General features: G+C 62.7%; 15 protein-coding genes. 7 read left to right on the top strand and 8 right to left on the bottom strand.

The features are described 5' to 3' along the window. Positions 1–4: 4 nt before the first annotated feature. The 4 genes from ACFPWW_RS23590 to ACFPWW_RS23605 all read right to left on the bottom strand — a co-directional run bounded on the left by ACFPWW_RS23590 (position 5) and on the right by ACFPWW_RS23605 (position 4688). The gene (locus ACFPWW_RS23590) at positions 5–2305 is read right to left on the bottom strand and encodes a chemotaxis protein CheA (protein WP_112566819.1); all 2301 of its coding nucleotides are present in this window, start codon (positions 2303–2305) and stop codon (positions 5–7) included. Positions 2306–2325: 20 nt separating this feature from the next. Next, the gene (gene cheY1, locus ACFPWW_RS23595; protein WP_003570362.1) at positions 2326–2691 is read right to left on the bottom strand and encodes a chemotaxis response regulator CheY1; all 366 of its coding nucleotides are present in this window, start codon (positions 2689–2691) and stop codon (positions 2326–2328) included. After that, positions 2688–2984: an STAS domain-containing protein gene (locus ACFPWW_RS23600; RefSeq protein ID WP_112566822.1), complete on the bottom strand. Its 297-nt coding sequence runs from the start codon at positions 2982–2984 to the stop codon at positions 2688–2690. The genes cheY1 and ACFPWW_RS23600 overlap by 4 nt, the downstream gene beginning before the upstream one ends. 63 nt (positions 2985–3047) lie before the next feature. Next, positions 3048–4688, bottom strand: coding sequence for a globin-coupled sensor protein (locus ACFPWW_RS23605; protein WP_377313404.1), 1641 nt, complete (start codon positions 4686–4688; stop codon positions 3048–3050). A 639-nt stretch (positions 4689–5327) separates the two neighbouring features. Between ACFPWW_RS23605 and ACFPWW_RS23610 the strand changes: the two genes are divergently transcribed. Further along, complete coding sequence (locus tag ACFPWW_RS23610) at positions 5328–6752, top strand: ArnT family glycosyltransferase (RefSeq protein WP_377313406.1); 1425 nt, start codon at positions 5328–5330, stop codon at positions 6750–6752. A gap of 102 nt (positions 6753–6854) precedes the next feature. On the opposite strand, the gene ACFPWW_RS23615 is transcribed toward ACFPWW_RS23610, so the two are convergent. Continuing rightward, complete coding sequence (locus ACFPWW_RS23615) at positions 6855–7160, bottom strand: helix-turn-helix domain-containing protein (protein ID WP_112566830.1); 306 nt, start codon at positions 7158–7160, stop codon at positions 6855–6857. A gap of 34 nt (positions 7161–7194) precedes the next feature. Here ACFPWW_RS23615 and ybaL point away from each other — a divergent pair, with 34 nt between their 5' ends. From ybaL to ACFPWW_RS23635, 4 genes are all read left to right on the top strand, one after another. Beyond that, complete coding sequence (ybaL, locus tag ACFPWW_RS23620) at positions 7195–9018, top strand: YbaL family putative K(+) efflux transporter (RefSeq protein WP_113413084.1); 1824 nt, start codon at positions 7195–7197, stop codon at positions 9016–9018. A 54-nt stretch (positions 9019–9072) separates the two neighbouring features. Next, positions 9073–9453 carry a hypothetical protein gene (locus ACFPWW_RS23625; protein WP_112754759.1) on the top strand — a complete coding sequence of 127 codons (381 nt, stop codon included), beginning with the start codon at positions 9073–9075 and terminating at the stop codon, positions 9451–9453. Between the two features lie 85 nt (positions 9454–9538). Beyond that, a complete protein-coding gene (secD, locus tag ACFPWW_RS23630) occupies positions 9539–12091 on the top strand; it encodes a protein translocase subunit SecD (RefSeq protein WP_112566839.1) in 2553 nt (850 codons plus the stop codon). Between the two features lie 96 nt (positions 12092–12187). Continuing rightward, positions 12188–12904 (top strand): sensor histidine kinase, encoded by a 717-nt coding sequence (locus ACFPWW_RS23635; protein WP_377313409.1) that lies wholly within the window; start codon positions 12188–12190, stop codon positions 12902–12904. 19 nt (positions 12905–12923) lie between these two features. On the opposite strand, the gene ACFPWW_RS23640 is transcribed toward ACFPWW_RS23635, so the two are convergent. From ACFPWW_RS23640 to ACFPWW_RS23650, 3 genes are all read right to left on the bottom strand, one after another. Continuing rightward, on the bottom strand, positions 12924–13361 hold the full coding sequence (locus ACFPWW_RS23640; RefSeq protein WP_377313411.1) for a response regulator: 438 nt from the start codon (positions 13359–13361) through the stop codon (positions 12924–12926). A 30-nt stretch (positions 13362–13391) separates the two neighbouring features. After that, positions 13392–14096, bottom strand: coding sequence for a response regulator transcription factor (locus ACFPWW_RS23645; RefSeq protein WP_377313413.1), 705 nt, complete (start codon positions 14094–14096; stop codon positions 13392–13394). Positions 14097–14553: 457 nt separating this feature from the next. Continuing rightward, a complete protein-coding gene (locus tag ACFPWW_RS23650) occupies positions 14554–14925 on the bottom strand; it encodes a response regulator (RefSeq protein ID WP_113413081.1) in 372 nt (123 codons plus the stop codon). 198 nt (positions 14926–15123) lie between these two features. On the opposite strand from ACFPWW_RS23650, the gene ACFPWW_RS23655 reads away from it, so the two are divergent. After that, the gene (locus ACFPWW_RS23655; protein WP_377313415.1) at positions 15124–17271 is read left to right on the top strand and encodes a sensor histidine kinase; all 2148 of its coding nucleotides are present in this window, start codon (positions 15124–15126) and stop codon (positions 17269–17271) included. Then, positions 17258–17683, top strand: a complete 426-nt coding sequence (locus ACFPWW_RS23660) for a response regulator (protein ID WP_112566857.1) — start codon at positions 17258–17260, stop codon at positions 17681–17683. The genes ACFPWW_RS23655 and ACFPWW_RS23660 overlap by 14 nt, the downstream gene beginning before the upstream one ends. The last annotated feature ends 3 nt before the right edge of the window (positions 17684–17686 follow it).

The raw sequence follows: 17686 nt of genomic DNA on the forward strand, positions 1-17686 counted from the left end.
CCTCTTATCCTACTGCCGCCAGAGACATTTCCGCCTTGAGCGACTGACCGCGCGAGGCGCCGACGACTGCGTCCACATCGAGGATGAGGGCCACGCGGCCATCGCCCAGAATGGTTGCGGCGGCGATGCCCGGAACGTGGGTGTAGTTCGCCTCGAGGCTCTTGATGACGACCTGGCGCTGGCCCTGGATCGCGTCGACCATGAGCGCGCGCTGACCGCCGCCTTCGGATTCGACGAGAAGGGCGACACCTTCGACCGGATTGGCCTGGGTGGCGCGGAAGTTCAGGATACGACCGACATCGACCAGCGGGCAGAAGGAGTTGCGGATCGAGATCAGGCGATGGTTGGCGCCGAAGGAATGGATCGACGCGGCTTCCGGCTGCAGGGTTTCGACGATGGCCGTCAGCGGCACGACAAGGGTCTGGCCGGCGACCGTGACCACCATGCCGTCGAGAACGGCGAGCGTCAGCGGCAGGCTCATGGTGAAGACCGAGCCCTGGCCCGGCTTCGAGGTGATGTTGATGCGGCCGCCGAGCGCCTGGATCGAGCGCTTGACGACGTCCATGCCGACGCCGCGGCCGGAAATGTCGGAGATCTTGTCGGCCGTGGAGAAGCCCGGCAGGAAGATCAGGTTGTCGATTTCCTCATCCGACAGGTTGGCGTCGGGCGAGATCAGCTCGTTGGCGATCGCCTTCTGGCGGACCTTTTCGCGGTTGATGCCGGCGCCGTCGTCGGCGAGTTCGATCAGGATGCGGCCCGAACGGTGCTTTGCCGTCAGGCGGACCGTGCCTTCGGTGTTCTTGCCGGCAGCGGCGCGCTTTTCGGGCGTTTCGATACCGTGGTCGACGGCGTTGCGGATCATGTGCGTCAGCGGCTCGGCCAGCTTGTCGATGACCGTCTTGTCCACTTCGGTGTTTTCACCTTCGGTAATCAGGCGGATCGACTTGCCGGTCATGTCGGCGATTTCGCGAACGATACGCGACATGCGCTGGAAGACCGGCTTCACCGGCTGGGCGCGGATCGCCATGACCGAGTCCTGGATCTCGCGCGTGAGCTGCTGCAGCTCTTCGAGGCCCATGTTGATGGAGGACGTGCCGGTCGTATCGTTTTCGATGACGCTCTGGGAAAGCATCGCCTGGTTGATGACAAGCTCGCCCACGAGGTTGATCAGGCGGTCGACGCGGTCGAGATCGACGCGGATGGTCTGGCCGGCGCTGGCAGCGGCATTGTTCTGGGCCGCAGCACTGGCCGCTGCGGCGGCAGCGGCGGCAGCCGATTCCTTCTTTTCGACACGGGCGGCGGCAGCCGCCATCTGCGTGACGTTGGTCGCCGTTTCAGCGGCGGCAACGGCAGCAGCGGTGTCGTCGGCCTTGGCCTGGGCAGCGGCCGGCGCTTCGGAGGCGCCGCCTTCGTCCAGGATCGAAAGATCGAACGGAACCGGGACCATCGGCAGTTCGTCATTGGTCTCGCCCGGCTTGCTGTCCTCTGCCGGCTTCACGGTCAGATCGCAATCCCATTCGGCAAATTCGAAGACCGAGCGGATGGCGTCTTCGCCCTTGTCGGTCTTGATCGTGATGTTCCAGAAGAAATAGGCGCCTTCCGGATCGAGCTCCTCGAGGCCCGGCAGGGCATCGGCGTTGCAATAGATGCTCATCTCGCCGAGGCGGGAGAGGTCGCGCAGAAGAAGCGTGGCGTCGTTGCCCTTCGAATAGAGTTCGAAGCGCGGCTTGAAGGTGATTTCGTAGGCCGGCAGATCGACCGGCTTCTCTTCGCCGCCGAAATCGTCGAAGGAGAAGGGGATCGGCTGGAAGCCGCTATCGTCGGTCGGCGCGGGAGCCGGGGCCGCAGCAGCCGGAGCGGGAGCGGCCTTCGGGGCCGGCTTCGGCGCGGGCGCCTCGGAAACTGCCGAGGGAGACGGCAGCTCGCCATGGGCAAGCGCTTCCAGTTCCTTGACGAGGCCGCGGCTTCTGCTTTCGTCGACGCTGCCGCCATCGCGGGCAGCGTTGGTCAGGTCGGCGAGCACGTCGGCCGACTTCAGCATCACCTTCAGGACGTCCTGGGTCGGCTCAAGCTTGTTGGAACGAACGCAATCAAGTGTGGTCTCAAAGACGTGGGCGAAGGCGACGAGATCATCCAGGCCAAAGGCGCCGGCACCGCCCTTGATCGAATGGACCGCACGGAAGACCGCATTGACGGTTTCCGGGTCGCGATCGCCATCATTCATTTTCAGGAGACCGGATTCCAGTTCGGCGAGCTGTTCCTCGCACTCCTGGAAAAAGATCTCTTTGATTTCGTTCATATCCATAGGAGCAGATCCTGGGCGTTTTAAGCGGTTACACGCTCGATGGCATCAATGAGCTTGGCGGGGTCGAAGGGCTTGACGATCCAGCCGGTGGCGCCGGCCTGGCGGGCGCGGTTCTTCTTTTCCGCGTCGCTTTCGGTCGTCAGGACCAGGATCGGGATCGCACGGTATTTCTCGTTGCGGCGGACACCTTCGATGAAGCCGAAGCCGTCGAGGCGCGGCATGTTGATGTCGGTGACGATGACGTCGGGATTGGACTCTTCGAGAACTTCGAGGCCCTCAACGCCGTCTTCAGCCTGGATCGTCTCGAAGCCCGCATTGTTCAGCGTCACGAGAAGCATGTTTCGGATGGTGCGGGAATCGTCCACCGTCAGTACTTTTTTCTTCATTGCCGGATCTCCTTGGCAAGCAGATGGTCGATATCGACGCCAACCAGCTGCATGGTTTTGTGAAATGCGTCGGACACCTTCGAGAAGGTGAACGACTGCTTGTCCTGGTCCCAGGTCTTCTCGGCGGCCATCAGAACCTGGGCGCAAAGAGCGCCGATGCGTTCGACTGCCGAAGCATCGATCGCCAGTGGGTTACCTCGCATGGAGAGAAGCTTGTCGCGCAATGCGGAAGCCTCATTGAGATCAAGAACCGCTGCCAAATTCAGCGTCTTGGCACTCTTCTTTGCTGCCATCAGCTTTTCCTTGTTCCCTTGTCCCCGACCCGCGAAAGCGAGCCGACGTCATAATCCGATAGGTTAGTAAACATTCCGCCCACCTCCGGCGCTTGCGAGAGGCAACGGCATGCTGAAATCGTCATTCTCGTATTCGTCCTCGACCGTTTCCGGACGCGCCGCGATCGCAACCGGCCGAGGCTCGGAAACGCGCGGCGGATGCGGCCGTGTCGCGTAAGCGTTTTCGCGGGCAATGCGGAATTCGCGGATCGTCTGGCCGAGTTCCAGAATGACCGTGTGGAGGTGATCGGCGCCTTCGGCCGAACGCTCCGCAAGGCCGGCATTGTCCGCCACCTCGCCGCCGAGGCCCTTCACGTCGGCCGTCACGGCCTCAAGACCGGCCGCGTGCTCGCCCGTCTCGTGGGCGATATTGGCGATTGCGGCGTTGATGTCCGTCACCTGACGGACGATGCTGGCGATCGAATCCTGGGTGCGTCCGACCATCTGCACGCCGGCATCGACCTGCGTCTTTGTGGTCGTCACCAGCGTCTTGATCTCGCGGGCAGCTTCGGCGGAGCGCTGGGCGAGCGCGCGGACTTCCTGTGCCACGACCGCAAAACCGCGGCCGGATTCGCCGGCGCGCGCGGCCTCGATGCCGGCGTTGAGCGCCAGCAGGTTCGTCTGGAAGGCGATGTCGTCGATGGCGCCGATGATCTGACCGATCTTTTCGGCCGACTGCTCGATATCGGCCATGGCCGATATGGCGCGGCCGACGACCTCGCCGCTTTCCTCGACGGCGGCGCGCGTTGCGGCGGCGGCCTGTTCGGCGGCGCGGCTGCCGGCGGCGCCTTGACGCACGCGCTCGGCGATGCCGCCCAGGGCTGCGGCGGAAAGCTGCAGGCGATTTGCCTGGCCGGTGGCGTTGCCGGCGAAATTGCGCGAGGCGCCGGCAAGCGATTGCGTCGCGGCTTCCGCCTTGGCGTTGCGCTCGGCAATCGCGGCAAATTCGGCCTGAAGGCCGTCAAGCGCCGCGTTCAGCGCCTCGGCAATATCGGCATGCGCGCCATCGAGCGGCGCACGCCGCGTCAGGTCACGCGCCGACAGCCCTTCGATGACATCGCCGAAGATGCGGGCCACTTCCGCTTCGCCCCGAGCGCGCTGGTCGGCGAGCGCGCGCTGCTGGAGGGAGCGCAGCGAATTGAAGCGCAGGGAGACGGCGATTTCGACGTCGACCATCACGATGCGGATGATCGATGTCATCAGGTCGGTGATTTCACGGGCGCGACGCCTCGCCGAGGGCAGCACCGGCCGGCCGGCCAGTTCGTCGGCCAGACCGGAAATCACATGTTCCAGCATGACGCCGTGACCGGCCACATGCCAGCGCGGGTCGAGGCCGATCTTGCTTTCGGTATCGGAGAGAACCTTGACGCGCTCGGCATAGAGACTGTCGAAACGCGCGTCCGTCAGCACATCCCAATGCGAGGATTGCAGGTCGTGCAGGCGCTCGATCTGGCGCTCGCTTTCGAAATTGCGGGCGGCATCGGGGAAAGACTGGAAACGGTGGAAGAGATCGCGCAGGCCCGCCTTCAGGTGGGCTTCCAGCGTCGGCCGGTTGCGGCGGACCATCTCGCACTGTTCGGTGTCGAGGCCGGCAAAGCGCAGGCGGTCGCGCAGGCTGCCTGCCTGTGCTCCACGCGCCTGATCTGATGGCAAATCCTGCCTCAACGCCTGTCCCCAACCACTTTCCGGGCGAACCCGGCCAAAAACTTTTGACGCTTCCGAAGAACGCCACGCACGGAGACTGTCTTCGCCATCGGTCACGACCGATGGGCTGAAGCCTCCTGCTCAGCAATTCTGTTTCGGAGCTGCCTGAAGAGATGGATACCGGATCGACCCGGTACGGCGGTACGGCGTCATGCCTGGTGGGAACGAGTGCATCTTCCCATTCCGACGTGTAATCCAATGTTTATGGTTAATTCCTTGCTTGAAGGTTAATAAGCCATTCCCGCCTGAAGCTTTTGAAACAATTAGGCAGACTTCGCATAGTAAATACTGGCGCGGAGTTGCATGGCTGCTACAAGGCACACGCAAGCTCTATGTTATAGAACCGATTTCAAGCGCCTGACATGACGTCGACAAGGAAAGAGAAATGATTGTTCTCGGAATGGGTTCCTGCCTGATCGCGCTGGCGATCGCCGCGGCCATCACCCTCCTCGATACGATCGCGGCACACCGCGACAACCGCACGCTTCGCGTCTTTTAAGGGCCGGCGCGCCTTACGTCTCCCGCTACCTTTCCCGTTGGCAGCCCGGCACCGTTGGTGTATCGACACGCGCTCCTCGTGTCAGCGGAAGTAACGGATTTATGTCAGCTCGGACCGGCCTCATCATCATCCTGGCGTTTACGATCTTCCGCATCGTGACTTTGCATTTCGATACGACGGACCTGTTCGTCGACGAGGCGCAATACTGGTTCTGGTCGCAAAATCCCGATTTCGGCTATTATTCCAAGCCGCCGATGATCGCCTGGGTGCTGAGGATCTTCACCGCGCTTGCCGGCTCCAGCGACATCTACTGGCTGCGGCTGCCCGGCCCGCTCTTCCATTTGGCGACCGCGCTGGTGCTGATGAAAATGGCAAAACGCTTCGTCGGGCCTGAGATCGAGGGCTGGGTCGGCGCGACCTATATCACGCTGCCGGCGGTTGCGCTTTCTTCGGTCTTCTTCTCGACCGACGTCATCCTGCTCTTCTTCATCGCCATTGCACTCGTTGCCTATTTCGAACTGACGCAACGGCGCTCGATCGGGCTGGCGCTTCTCATGGGTGCCGGCGTCGGGCTGGCGTTTCTGACCAAATATGCCGTGCTCTTCCTCGTGCCGGGCGGCGCCATCGCCATGCTGCTCATTCCGGCGGCGCGCATCTGCGTGCGCGACTTCGTCGTTGCCGTGGTCACGTCCGCGGTCGTTGCCTTCCCGAACCTCTGGTGGAACCTTCAAAACAACAATACGACCGTGCGCCACACGCAGGATATCGCGCACTGGAGCGATCTCGGCGTCAATGTGGGCGCAGGGCTGGAATTCTTCTCCGCGCAGTTCGGCGTCGTCGGCCCGATCGTCTTCTTCGCCATGCTCTGGGCGGCCTGGAACATGGTTCGCGGCCGCAGCGAGCCGCGCGAGAAGATGCTCGTCTGGCTGTCGATCCCGGTCGTGCTGCTCATCACCCTGCAGGCGACCGTCGCCAAGGCCTATGCCAATTGGGGCGTCACGGCCTATGTGGCGGGCGTCGTGCTTGCGGTCTGGCTGCTTCAGCGCCTGTGGCCGAACGGTCTCAAGATCTCGCTCTGGATCAATGGCGTCGCCTGCCTTCTCTTTCCCTTCGCGACGATCTTCTCGCACCAGCTGGTGCTGCCCGGCGGCAAGGAAGTCATGCAGCGCTATCTCGGCCGGGCCGAAGTCAGCCGGCAGGCTGCCGACCTTGCCGCGCAGGCCGGGGCCGGCATCATCGTTACCGACAACCGCGACATGGTCGCCGATCTCTTCCATACGCTGAGAGCCGCCCCCTACAAGATCTACGCCCGTGCGCCGGCCGACCTGCCGGAGAGCTATTACGAACAGGAATTCGCCCTGCCGGCCGATACGAAGGCGCCGGTCCTCTTCGTGACGGTCAATATGCTGAGCTGCGCCGGCGAGGCGCCGGAATTGCTGAAGAGCTGGCAGCCGGCAAACGGCAATTACCGGGGCAAGACGATCTATGCCTACAAGGTCGACGCCACCTGCCTGAAGCGGCCCTAGAATATTTCCGGCGAGGATTGAATCGCCTGAAATGCTTCATCGCCCAGGCAATTGCGGACGCAATACCGCTGCGCAGGTTTGCGCGACATGCGTCAAAACCGGTCAGTTCGCGGGCTCGGGCATGCAAAGGCCGCTCCCGCCGCCCTCCACTTCGATGAATTTCACGCCGCCTTCCTCGAAGGCCAGGCGCAGCTGCGCCTCCGTCGCGCGGTGGATTTCGTGGTGGCGGCCCTCATAGTCGCGTATCGTGCTGCGCGAGACGGCGGCCTTCTCCGCCAGGTCCGCCTGCGTCCAATCGAGCAGGCCACGGGCCGCCCGACACAAAGCGGGCGTCAGAATTGTCTGTTTTGCGCCTTGACCCATATTTCCAAACCACCCATATTGGTCAATATAAATCATATATGTCATGTTTTGAACGGGATTTCCAGATCGGGAGAGAGCGATGCCCCACGATACGCCTTTGATTTCGACCATTGTCGGAGGCCTCGTGCTGGCATTTATCCTGGGCGCGATCGCCAATCGCCTGCGTCTTCCGCCTCTCGTGGGATATCTTGTCGCGGGCGTGCTCGCCGGCCCGCATACGCCGGGTTTCGTCGCCGATCAGAGCCTCGCGCCCGAGCTTGCCGAAATCGGCGTCATCCTGCTGATGTTCGGCGTCGGCCTGCATTTCTCGCTGAAGGACCTGCTTTCGGTGCGCGGCATCGCCGTACCGGGCGCGGTCGCGCAGATCGGCTTTGCGACCCTGCTCGGCTGGGGGCTCGGCGCGCTCATGGGATGGCCGACGGGCGGCAGCCTCGTCTTCGGCCTCGCGCTTTCCGTCGCTTCCACGGTCGTGCTCCTGAAAGCGCTGCAGGAGCGGCGTCTGGTCGAGACCGAGCGCGGACGCATCGCCGTCGGCTGGCTGATCGTCGAAGACCTCGCGATGGTTCTGGCGCTGGTGCTGATCCCGGCCGCCGCCAGTATCAGCGGCGGCGGCCATGGCCCGGTCGAGCCGCTTTCGGCGGGGCTGAACCGTCTTCTCGGCCTCGATCTCGGCGTCGGCGGCATTATCGCCATGACGCTGGTCAAGGTGGTGCTTTTCGTCGCGCTCATGCTGGTCTTCGGCCGCAAGCTCATTCCCTGGACCATGCACCGCATCGCCCATACCGGCTCGCGTGAACTCTTCCGCCTCGGCGTGCTGGCGATCGCGCTCGGGGTTGCCTTCGGCGCGGCCAAGCTCTTCGGCGTCTCGCTGGCGCTTGGCGCCTTCTTTGCCGGCATGGTTCTCGCCGAAAGCGAACTCAGCCATCGCGCCGCGCAGGAAAGCCTGCCGCTGCGCGACGCCTTTGCCGTGCTGTTCTTCGTCTCGGTCGGCATGCTGTTCGATCCCCATATCCTGATCGAACGGCCGTTGCCGGTGCTTGCGACCATTTTCATCATCGTCATCGGCAAATCGGTGGCCGCCTTCCTGATCGTCCTGCTGTTCAGAAAGCCGGTCAGCACGGCGCTGACGATTTCGGCAAGCCTCGGGCAGATCGGCGAATTCTCCTTCATTCTGGCAGCGCTCGGCGTCGAACTCGGCCTGCTGCCGGAGGAGGGGCGCGACCTCATCCTTGCCGGCGCGATCATCTCGATCATTCTCAACCCGCTGCTGTTCTTCCTCTGCGACCGTATGCGGCCGCTGCTTGAAAGCCCGAAGCGCGAAGAACCGGCGGCGGAACCGGCAGCCCCGGCGGCCGATGCCGCGCCCGGCCATGCGGAGGAGCTGCCCGACGGAGACGAGCCTCATCCGACGGCGCTCGCCGGCCATGCCATCCTTGTCGGTTACGGCCGTGTCGGCAGCATCGTCGGCCAGAACCTCAAGTCGTCGGGCACGCCGTTCCTCGTCATCGAGGATTCCGACAAGAGGGTCGCCGAACTGCACGCGCAGGGCATCGAGGTTCTTGCCGGCAATGCCGTGACCCGCGAAACGCTCGATCTTGCCAATCTTGCCGGTGCGCGCAGCCTCGTCATCGCCATCCCCAACGCCTTCGAGGCCTGCCGCATCGCCGAGCAGGGGCGCGCCGTCAATCCCTCGATCCTGATCGTCGCGCGCGCCCATTCCGATGCCGAAGTGGAGGAACTGCGGCAATACGGCGCCGATACCGTCATCATGGGCGAGCGGGAAATTGCGCTTGGCATGGTTGACCGGCTGGCCCAAGTGCATCATGACAGTGCACCCTATGAAGACGGAGCTTCGGCTGGTACAATCCAGCCGCCGGTGGAGCCTCCGCCGGAAAAAGAATGAGAGATTGCCGCGCCTTTGAGCCGATTTGGGAGTGAAATCGACAGGACTGGGGAGATGGAGCTGGAACAGCGCCGTCTGGTTAGCCGTATTGCCGCCTCCGTCGTCGTTGCAATCCTTGCCTATCTCGGCCTGCTCTTCGGCGGCAATATCGTCATCGGCCCGTCCGCGGCGCCGAACAGCCTCTCCTCTTCGAGCCGGGATACGCAGCAGACGCAGGTAACGGCGCGCGACGCCATTCGCGGGTTGCTGATCAGCGACCGCAAGGCTGCGCCGAAACAAACGCTTCAGGATGCCGGTCCGGCGGCGCTTGCCGTTGTTCCTGCGCTGCACTTTGCCGGCTGGGGCGCCTCCACGCCGGCGCCTGAATTCGAAGCGCCGCCGCCCCCTGCCGCAGCCCGGGCGCAGCAGCCGCGCGCGCCGCCGCAGGCTGCCTGAGTCCCATAGCCTTCGGGCGTTTCTGATCCATAGACATGCCGCAGCGCGGTTGCGCCGGCCCAAGCATTATCCAAGGATTTAAAATATGCGCAATTCACCATGGCTGGTGTTCACCTATACGGTGATCATCGTGCTCGGCCTGTTGATCGCCCTGCCGAACGCATTGCCGCAAAGCGTGCTGCAGCGCCTGCCCGCCTGGCTGCCGCACAGCCAGGTTTCCCTCGGCCTCGACCTTCGCGGCGGCTCGCATCTCGTGCTCGAGGTGGACGAAGCCGATCTCACCAAGGAGCGCCTGAACTCGCTCCTGCAGGATGCGCGCCGCGTGCTGCGCGAAAAGAACATCCAGCCGAAGTCGGTTGTGCGTAACAACAACAATATCGTCGTTTCGCTTGCCGATCCGTCGCAGAGCGACGCGGCCGTCACGCAGCTTCGCACGCTCGGCAATGTGATCGCCAGCGGCATCAGCGCCGGCCAGTCCGACCTTGCGGTCACGGCCGACGGCGGCAACATCACCATCGGCTTCTCGCCGGCCGGTATTGCCACCAATGTGGACAATGCCGTCGCGCAGAGCCTTGAAGTCATCCGCCAGCGCGTCGACCAGGTCGGCGTTGCCGAGCCGACGATCCAGCGCATCGGCGCCAACCGCATTCTCGTGCAGCTTCCAGGCGCGCAGGATCCGTCCCGCCTTCGCGAACTGCTCGGCTCCACCGCCAAGATGTCCTTCCACATGCTCGCCCCGAACGGCCAGGCCGGTCCGGGTGTGACGATCATGAAGGATGACGAGGGCAACAGCTACCCGGTTCTCGACCGTGTCGAGATTTCCGGCGACCGCCTCTCGGATGCCCGCGTCAGCTTCGACCAGAGCCAGCAGCCGGTCGTTACCTTCCGCTTCGACAGCGCCGGCGCGACCCGCTTTGCCGATATTACCCGCCAGAACGTCGGCAATCCCTTCGCGATCGTGCTGGACGACAAGGTGCTGAGCGCGCCTGTCATCCGCGAGCCGATCACCGGCGGTTCGGGCCAGATCTCCGGCAACTTCACCACCGACAGCGCCAATACGCTGGCCGCCATGCTGCGCGCCGGCGCCCTGCCCGCCAAGCTGACCGTCATCGAAGAACGCACCGTCGGCGCCGACCTCGGCGCGGATGCGATCAGGATGGGCCTCTATGCCGGTGTCGTCGGCTTCGTGCTCGTCGCCGCCTTCATCCTTGTGCTCTACGGCACCTGGGGCATTCTCGCCAATATCGCGCTTCTCATCCACACGATCCTGACCTTCTCGGCGCTGACGCTGGTCGGCGCCACGCTGACGCTGCCCGGTATTGCCGGCGTCGTGCTCGGCATCGGCCTTGCGGTCGATGCGAACGTCCTGATCAACGAGCGCATCCGCGAAGAAACCCGCAAGGGCAAGAGCGCCTTTGCGGCGATCGATACCGGCTTCCGCCGCGCCTACTCGACCATCATCGACGGCAACATGACGGCGCTGATTGCCGCCGCCATCCTGTTCTGGTTCGGCTCCGGCCCGGTTCGCGGCTTTGCGGTGACCATGGCGCTCGGCCTGATCATCTCGATGTTCACCTCGGTCGCCTTCGTGCGCGTCACGATGATCGAGATCACCCGCCGCCGCAAGCTGAAGGTGCTGAACATCAAGCCGCTGTTCCCCCTCTTCAGCCCCTACGACAAGCATATCCAGTTCATGAAGGCGCGCTTCTTCGGCGTGACCGTCTCCGCCCTGCTGTCGATCGCCTCGATCGCCCTCTTCATCTATCCGGGCCTCAACTACGGCGTCGACTTCCGCGGCGGCATCCAGATGTCGGTGAAGACGCAGGACGCTGCCGACCTCGGCCGCTTCCGCGAGGGCCTGAACGGCCTCGGCCTCGGCGAAGTGGCGTTGCAGTCCTTCGGCGACAACAACACGATGCTGGTGCGCGCGCAGCGGCAGGAAGGCGGCGAAGAAGCGCAGACCGCGGCCGTCACCAAACTCAAGGCCGAGATCGTCAAGATCGACCCGTCGGCGACCGTCACCGGCACCGACGTCATCGGTCCGAAGGTCAGCGGCGAGCTTGCCTGGGCCGGTATCCTGTCGGTCGTCATCGCCAGCCTCGCGATGCTGTTCTACATCTGGTACCGCTTCGAATGGCCGTTTGCGGTCGGCGCCATCGTCACGCTCATTCTCGACGTGACCAAGGCGATCGGCTTCTTCGCGCTGACGGGGCTGGACTTCAACCTGACGGCGATCGCGGCGATCCTGACGCTGGTCGGCTACTCGGTGAACGACAAGGTGGTCGTCTACGACCGCATGCGCGAAAACATGCGCCTCTACAAGTCGATGCCGCTGCGCGAAATCATCGACAAGTCGATCAACGAGACCCTGGCCCGAAGCCTCTATACCAATGCGACGGCCTTCCTCTCGCTTCTGCCCATGGCAATCTGGGGCGGCAGCGCGGTGGAAAGCTTCGCGGTTCCGATGGCCTTCGGCATTCTGGTGGCCGCCGCATCCTCGGTGTTCATCGCTGCGCCGATCCTGCTCTTCCTCGGCGACTGGCGCCGCCGCCACGCCAAGGCGGTCGCCGCCTCCAACGATGCGGCCGTGGAAATCATTCCGCCGGACGCGGACCAGCCGCGCAAGTCGGCCAGCTGAACGGGCAATGCCTGACATCGACTTGAGGAGGGCGCCGGTTGCAGAACCGGCGCCCTCTTTCTATGTTCGGTTCAAAGAGATCGGGAGCACCGCCACATGTCTTCCACCCCGACGTCGAAAAAGCCGGAAACCGGTTCCACCAGCGATCAGGAGGAGCGCATCAAACGCTTCCTCGCGACCGCCTCTCACGATCTGCAATCGCCGCTGCGCCACATCGCCATGTATGCGGAAATGCTGCTCGACGACCTGGAGCCGACGCTGGACAGCGAACAGCTGCAGAGCCTCAGGATGATCATGGATAAGGCGCAGACGGCGCAACGGCTGACCAAGGCATTGATGAGCCTCGCCGGCACGACGCCGCAGGTCGCCATCGGCGACGTGCGGCTCGCCGAGGTTGCGCAGGAGGCCTGGAAACAGGCGATCGAGGAATTTCCCGTCAGCGGCGCGGCACTCGATGCGGACGCCCTGCCCCTGATCCGCAGCGATGCGGCGCTTCTGACCATCATTCTGCGGCACCTTTTTTCCAACGCGCTGGCATATCGTGGCGCCGCAGCGCCGCATGTCGTCGCAACGGCGGTCCGGGAAGGTGCCGACTGGCGCATCGTCGTTGCCGATAACGGCTGCGGCATCGAGCCGGCCCATCAGGAGAGGATTTTCGACGCCTTCTGGAAACTGCCCAAGGCAGGCAGCGTGCCCGGCCCGGGACTTGGCCTGACGAGCACGCGCGAACTTCTCGCCGCGCTCGGCGGCGATATCCGGCTTGAGCATTCCGACGACAGCGGCAGCCGCTTTGCGATCCGCCTGCCGGCATGAGGCTCGGAGCCTTTCCGGGTCAGATGCTGTAATCGTCCTTCCAGAAATCCGGGACATCATAGGTCACGTATTCCCGGATGATATGCTCCAGCGTCTGGACGTCGATCTCGTCCTTGCCGATGCGGAAATCGACGCCGTAATCGGGGAATTCCTGGAAATAGTTGCCCGATATGTCGGTCGAGACGACGCCGATCGGGCCGGTATAACCGATGCCCCTGAGTTCGGGCACGGTTTCGCGAAAATCCGCATTCGGCAGCAAGCGGTTGTCGAGGAGGACGAGATCGAAGCGGGCCGCCCTTATCTTGTCCAGCGCATCGCCGATCGATTGCGAATATTCGACATCGACGCGCGGTTCGGAAAGTTCGGCGATCTTCTTTTTGAGCGAACGGAATTCGATGAACTCGTCATCGACGAACAATACTTTCACCGCATTCCTGCGCATTGCTTCCGCACTCATCGTTTCATCTTTCCCCAATATGAAACCAGCTCACGAAACCAGGCCGTTTCGCAGCGCAATCGCCACCATATGAACGCGATTGACGGCATCGAGTTTTCGCACTGCGGCCGTGATATGGGAATTGACCGTGTGTTCCGAAAGGCCGAGGATAATGGCGATCTCCGCGGAAGTCTTGCCTTCGCTCGTCCACTTGACGATTTCGGTTTCGCGCTGCGTGAGGCGACCGGACATTTCCTGCGTCAGGATTTCCTCATACAGCTTGTCGAAGATGCGCATGGCATCGAGCAGAATATCGGCCACCTCACCCTGGTCCGGCTCCTGGCGCTGGCCGCCGAGCACCAGGCAGTAGCGGCGCCCTTCCGGCGTGAACAGCGGGATGAAGAGGAATGTGTTGCCGCTGAATTCGTTGAAGACGAGGTCCGACGGATACCCTTCTATCGCCGCGCTTTTTCCATGCACCGGCGTCGTCAGGAACTGCGCCGTCCGCGCCTTGGCCGTCCCGAGCGCTTCCTTCAACGTCTTGACAAAGAGGCCCATGCGCCGCTCTGCAACATTGGTAATGACGACGTCGCGTTCGCCAAAGGGGGCTGCCGCCTCCGAGATGCGCGCCAGGGTGAAATTGTCGAAATGGTAATGCTGGGCTGCCGACTTCAGCAGGCGAAAGAAATCGGTGCGATTGATGGCCCGGCTCAGTTCCGGACCGGCATGAAAGGGAACCGCGGCAGCACTGGTCATTCCCACTCTTCCTCCTCCCCGATTTTCACCCGCCGATCCCGAAATCTTAGGATATACGCCTTAGGCGCGAACGATTACAAAAATTGCGAGACGGTTGATGACCGATAACGAAACGGGGGTTTTCGATATCGCAAGCGGAGACATCTCAACTACAGGTAATGCACAGGACAGTTTACTCGAACAGTAGCTCTTACCTAGGTATGCCAATCTCTCCGTATTCAACATCCATGAATGCGGAAGACAGTGCCGGAAGTAAGCGCGGGAGGGCCGGCCGAACCATTCAGCTAAGGGGTTGGCTGGCGTTCGTGGCGGCGAACAGGATCGGACGGCTCTCTCAGCGCTTTTTGGTTTTCTTCTCTTCGGCCGGCATTCTGAAATGCGCTGCCGGGCTTGTCAATTGCGCTGACCTGCATGTATCCGGCGCGCTGCGGCCGTCCTGCAGTGGTCACGCCGGCAGTCAACGATTGTCGAGGATTGCGGTAAAATTCAGCGGTTTCTCAAGGTAGAAATCGGCGCCGGCGGCAAAGGCCCGTTCCCGGTCCTCCGCCGCATCCGAACCGCTGCAGACGCCGAGCCGCACGGCCGAAAAGCGATCGTCCCGTCGCAGTTGCGCGATCAAGGCGCTGCCGCTGTCCAGGGGCATGTAGAGGTCCGCAATCAGTATGTCCGGCGCGCCTTCGCCTTTTTCCAGGCGCGCCTCAAGCGCCTCGAATGCGGCAGGTGCCGAGGAGAAGCAGAATAGATCGACATCCACCTGCTGTTTCCTGCGAATATAATCGAGATAGAAGAGATCATCCCTGCTATCGTCGACGTAGAACAAGATCGGCATCGCACACCAAAATCCGGATATTGTTGCGGTCGTTCTGCACTGTCCTTCACGGAGACACTAACGCCACTTCGCTAAAATTCGATATCGACCTTTGGGGAGTTGGCTATCACAAAGCATGTTTTGCGCAACAATCTGCCTATTGAGTATTCGGCAATTTCGGAAAAGATGGCTTGCCGACACGGACATGGCGGAGAGGTGATGCAGGTGCGGGATGCTGCGACATCAGGACGAGACGGCACGGAAAGCGACCGCTACCGCATGGTCGCGCTGGTCGTCGGCTGCCTGCTGGTCCTGCTCGGCCTGACGGCACTGACCGGCTGGCTGCTGGAGATCGGGATCATCATCTCCGTCGTGCCCGGCTTTCCGTCCATGGCGTTCAATACCGCCCTCTGTTTCGTGCTGTCGGGTATCGGGCTTGCCGCGTCGACGCAGACAGGCAAGCCTTACCGCAGCATATCCGCAATCGCCTGCGGCCTTGCCGCCCTGCTTACGGCCGCGCGCCTGACAGAGATCGTCACGCTCGGCCGCACGGTGCACAATGTCGATGTGTTCCTGACGCAGATTTTCGTCTCTCCGACCTTTGCCGGAGAGATCGGCGGCGGCATGGGGCCGAACACGGCGCTGATTTTCCTGATCGCCAATCTTTCCATTCTCTTCGCCCTCCATGCGAGAGAAAGCCGCGGCCAGCTCGTGCAGGAGCTCACCAGCTATATCGCAATCACGCTCGGCATGATCGCGCTTGCCGGCTATATCACCGATGCCGAACAGGGATATCGCTGGGGTCCCTATGCGGCGATGGCCCTGCCGACGGCCGTCGGCCTGGTTGCTTTCGGTTGCGGGCTTCTCGCCAGGTCCTGGTGGCTGTTGCCGGGCAACAGGGCTGAGATCCCGCTCTGGATCCCGGCAACGATCTGCTTTACCGGCCTCATCGTCGATCTCTATACGCCGCTCGGCGTGGCAAACGGCATTCTCTATGTCCCGCTGGTGCTGACGGCGCTCTGGTTCGGCAATCGCAACGCGCCGATCCTCTTCGCCTTCGTCTGCACCGTGCTGCTGCTGCTCGGCTTCTTCGCCGTCAGCCACGGCGAGAACGAATATTGGCGGGAAGCCGCCAATCGCTCGATCACGGCAGCGACGCTCTGGCTGGTTGCCATTTTCGTCTTCTATTTCATGCGCAACAGCCAGCATCTGGAAACCGAGCGCATCCGCTTCAGCGCGCTGGTGCGCAATACGCCCGATGCCGTCATCGCCATCGACGAGATCGGCAGGATCACCAGCTTCAATCCGGCCGCCGAATCCATGTTCGGCTATACGCCGCAGGAGGCGATCGGCAACAATATCAAGATGCTGATGCCGGAACCCTATCATTCCGAGCACGATACCTATCTCGGCAACTACCGGCGCACGGGCGAAGAACGCATCATCGGCACGACGCGCATGGTTTCCGGCCGCCGCAAGAACGGCGTGGTTTTCCCGATCGACCTTTCCGTCAGTGCCGTCGTTACCGGCTCCAGCAAGACCTTCGTCGGCATCGTGCGCGATATCAGCGAGCGCGTGCGGCAGGAGGAGCGGATGAAGACGACGCTCGCCCAGCTCGAGGCCTATACGGCCGATCTCGAACGGTCCAACCACGATCTCGACGAGTTCGCCTATATCGCCTCGCACGATCTCAAGGAGCCGCTGCGCGGCCTGCACAATCACTCGCGTTTCCTGCTGGAAGATTACGAAGACAAGCTCGACGAAGACGGCGTGCGCCGGCTCAACCGGCTGGTCCGGCTCAGCCAGCGCATGGAAAAGCTCGTCAACGATCTTCTCTATTTCTCGCGCATCGGCCGCCAGCAGCTTGCCGTCAAACGCACCGATATCGGCGCGATCGTTCGCGATGTCGTTGCCACGATGGAGCTTTTCCTGGAGGAGCGGCATGCAAAGGTCGTCGTCGACGGGGTGCTGCCCGAGGTCGTGTGCGACGCTCCGCGCCTGACCGAGGTGTTTCGCAACCTCGTGACCAACGCCATCAAATATAACGACAAGCCCGCCCCTCTCGTCAGCGTCGGCTATCTGGAACGCTATGTCGGCACGGACGGGACGACGGCGCGCAACGTCTTTTACGTGAAGGACAACGGCAAGGGCATTGCCCAGGAATTCCACGAGGATATTTTCCGCATTTTCAAACGGCTGGAAAAATCGCAGGATTCCGAAGACGGCACCGGCGCGGGCCTTACCTTCGTGCGCAAGATCATCGGGCGTCACAATGGCGAGATATGGCTGGAGTCAACCGTCGGCGCCGGCACGACGTTCTACTTTACCTTGGGAAGGAAGCGCGAGGGCCAGAATGCTGCAGCGTGACATGCAACCGATCCTCATCGTCGAGGACAGCGAGGACGATTTCGAAGCGACGATGCGCGCCTTCAAGCGCACCAATCTGCGCAACCCCATCCGCTGGGCCGCTTCCGGCCAGGAGGCGCTCGACGTGCTCGCCACCATGGCGCCGAAACCGGGCCTCATCCTGCTCGACCTCAACATGCCGGGTCTCGACGGGCGCAAGACGCTGGAGGCGATCAAATCCAACGCGCATTGGCGCAAGATCCCGGTCGTGATCCTCACGACATCGGACGACGAGCGCGACATCGAGGGCTGCTATGCGCTCGGCGCCAATACCTATGTGCAGAAGCCGGTCGATCTCGACGGGCTGTTCGCCGCCATCCAGCGGCTCAAGGAATACTGGTTCGAAATCGCGATCCTGCCTTTAGAGGACTGACGT

It is taken from the genome of Rhizobium sp. GCM10022189 (assembly GCF_042656325.1).
Classification (GTDB): domain Bacteria; phylum Pseudomonadota; class Alphaproteobacteria; order Rhizobiales; family Rhizobiaceae; genus Rhizobium.

What these genes read in the sequence shown, in the direction of transcription:
- ACFPWW_RS23635 (WP_377313409.1), top strand. Translation starts at nt 12,188, where the DNA reads ATGTCTTCCACCCCGACGTCGAAAAAGCCGGAAACCGGTTCCACCAGC.
- cheY1 (WP_003570362.1), bottom strand. Translation starts at nt 2,691, where the DNA reads ATGAAGAAAAAAGTACTGACGGTGGACGATTCCCGCACCATCCGAAAC.
- ACFPWW_RS23660 (WP_112566857.1), top strand. Translation starts at nt 17,258, where the DNA reads ATGCTGCAGCGTGACATGCAACCGATCCTCATCGTCGAGGACAGCGAG.
- ACFPWW_RS23640 (WP_377313411.1), bottom strand. Translation starts at nt 13,361, where the DNA reads ATGAGTGCGGAAGCAATGCGCAGGAATGCGGTGAAAGTATTGTTCGTC.
- ACFPWW_RS23615 (WP_112566830.1), bottom strand. Translation starts at nt 7,160, where the DNA reads ATGACATATATGATTTATATTGACCAATATGGGTGGTTTGGAAATATG.
- ACFPWW_RS23590 (WP_112566819.1), bottom strand. Translation starts at nt 2,305, where the DNA reads ATGGATATGAACGAAATCAAAGAGATCTTTTTCCAGGAGTGCGAGGAA.
- ACFPWW_RS23610 (WP_377313406.1), top strand. Translation starts at nt 5,328, where the DNA reads ATGTCAGCTCGGACCGGCCTCATCATCATCCTGGCGTTTACGATCTTC.
- ACFPWW_RS23655 (WP_377313415.1), top strand. Translation starts at nt 15,124, where the DNA reads ATGCAGGTGCGGGATGCTGCGACATCAGGACGAGACGGCACGGAAAGC.
- ACFPWW_RS23650 (WP_113413081.1), bottom strand. Translation starts at nt 14,925, where the DNA reads ATGCCGATCTTGTTCTACGTCGACGATAGCAGGGATGATCTCTTCTAT.
- secD (WP_112566839.1), top strand. Translation starts at nt 9,539, where the DNA reads ATGCGCAATTCACCATGGCTGGTGTTCACCTATACGGTGATCATCGTG.
- ACFPWW_RS23625 (WP_112754759.1), top strand. Translation starts at nt 9,073, where the DNA reads ATGGAGCTGGAACAGCGCCGTCTGGTTAGCCGTATTGCCGCCTCCGTC.
- ACFPWW_RS23645 (WP_377313413.1), bottom strand. Translation starts at nt 14,096, where the DNA reads ATGACCAGTGCTGCCGCGGTTCCCTTTCATGCCGGTCCGGAACTGAGC.
- ybaL (WP_113413084.1), top strand. Translation starts at nt 7,195, where the DNA reads ATGCCCCACGATACGCCTTTGATTTCGACCATTGTCGGAGGCCTCGTG.
- ACFPWW_RS23600 (WP_112566822.1), bottom strand. Translation starts at nt 2,984, where the DNA reads ATGGCAGCAAAGAAGAGTGCCAAGACGCTGAATTTGGCAGCGGTTCTT.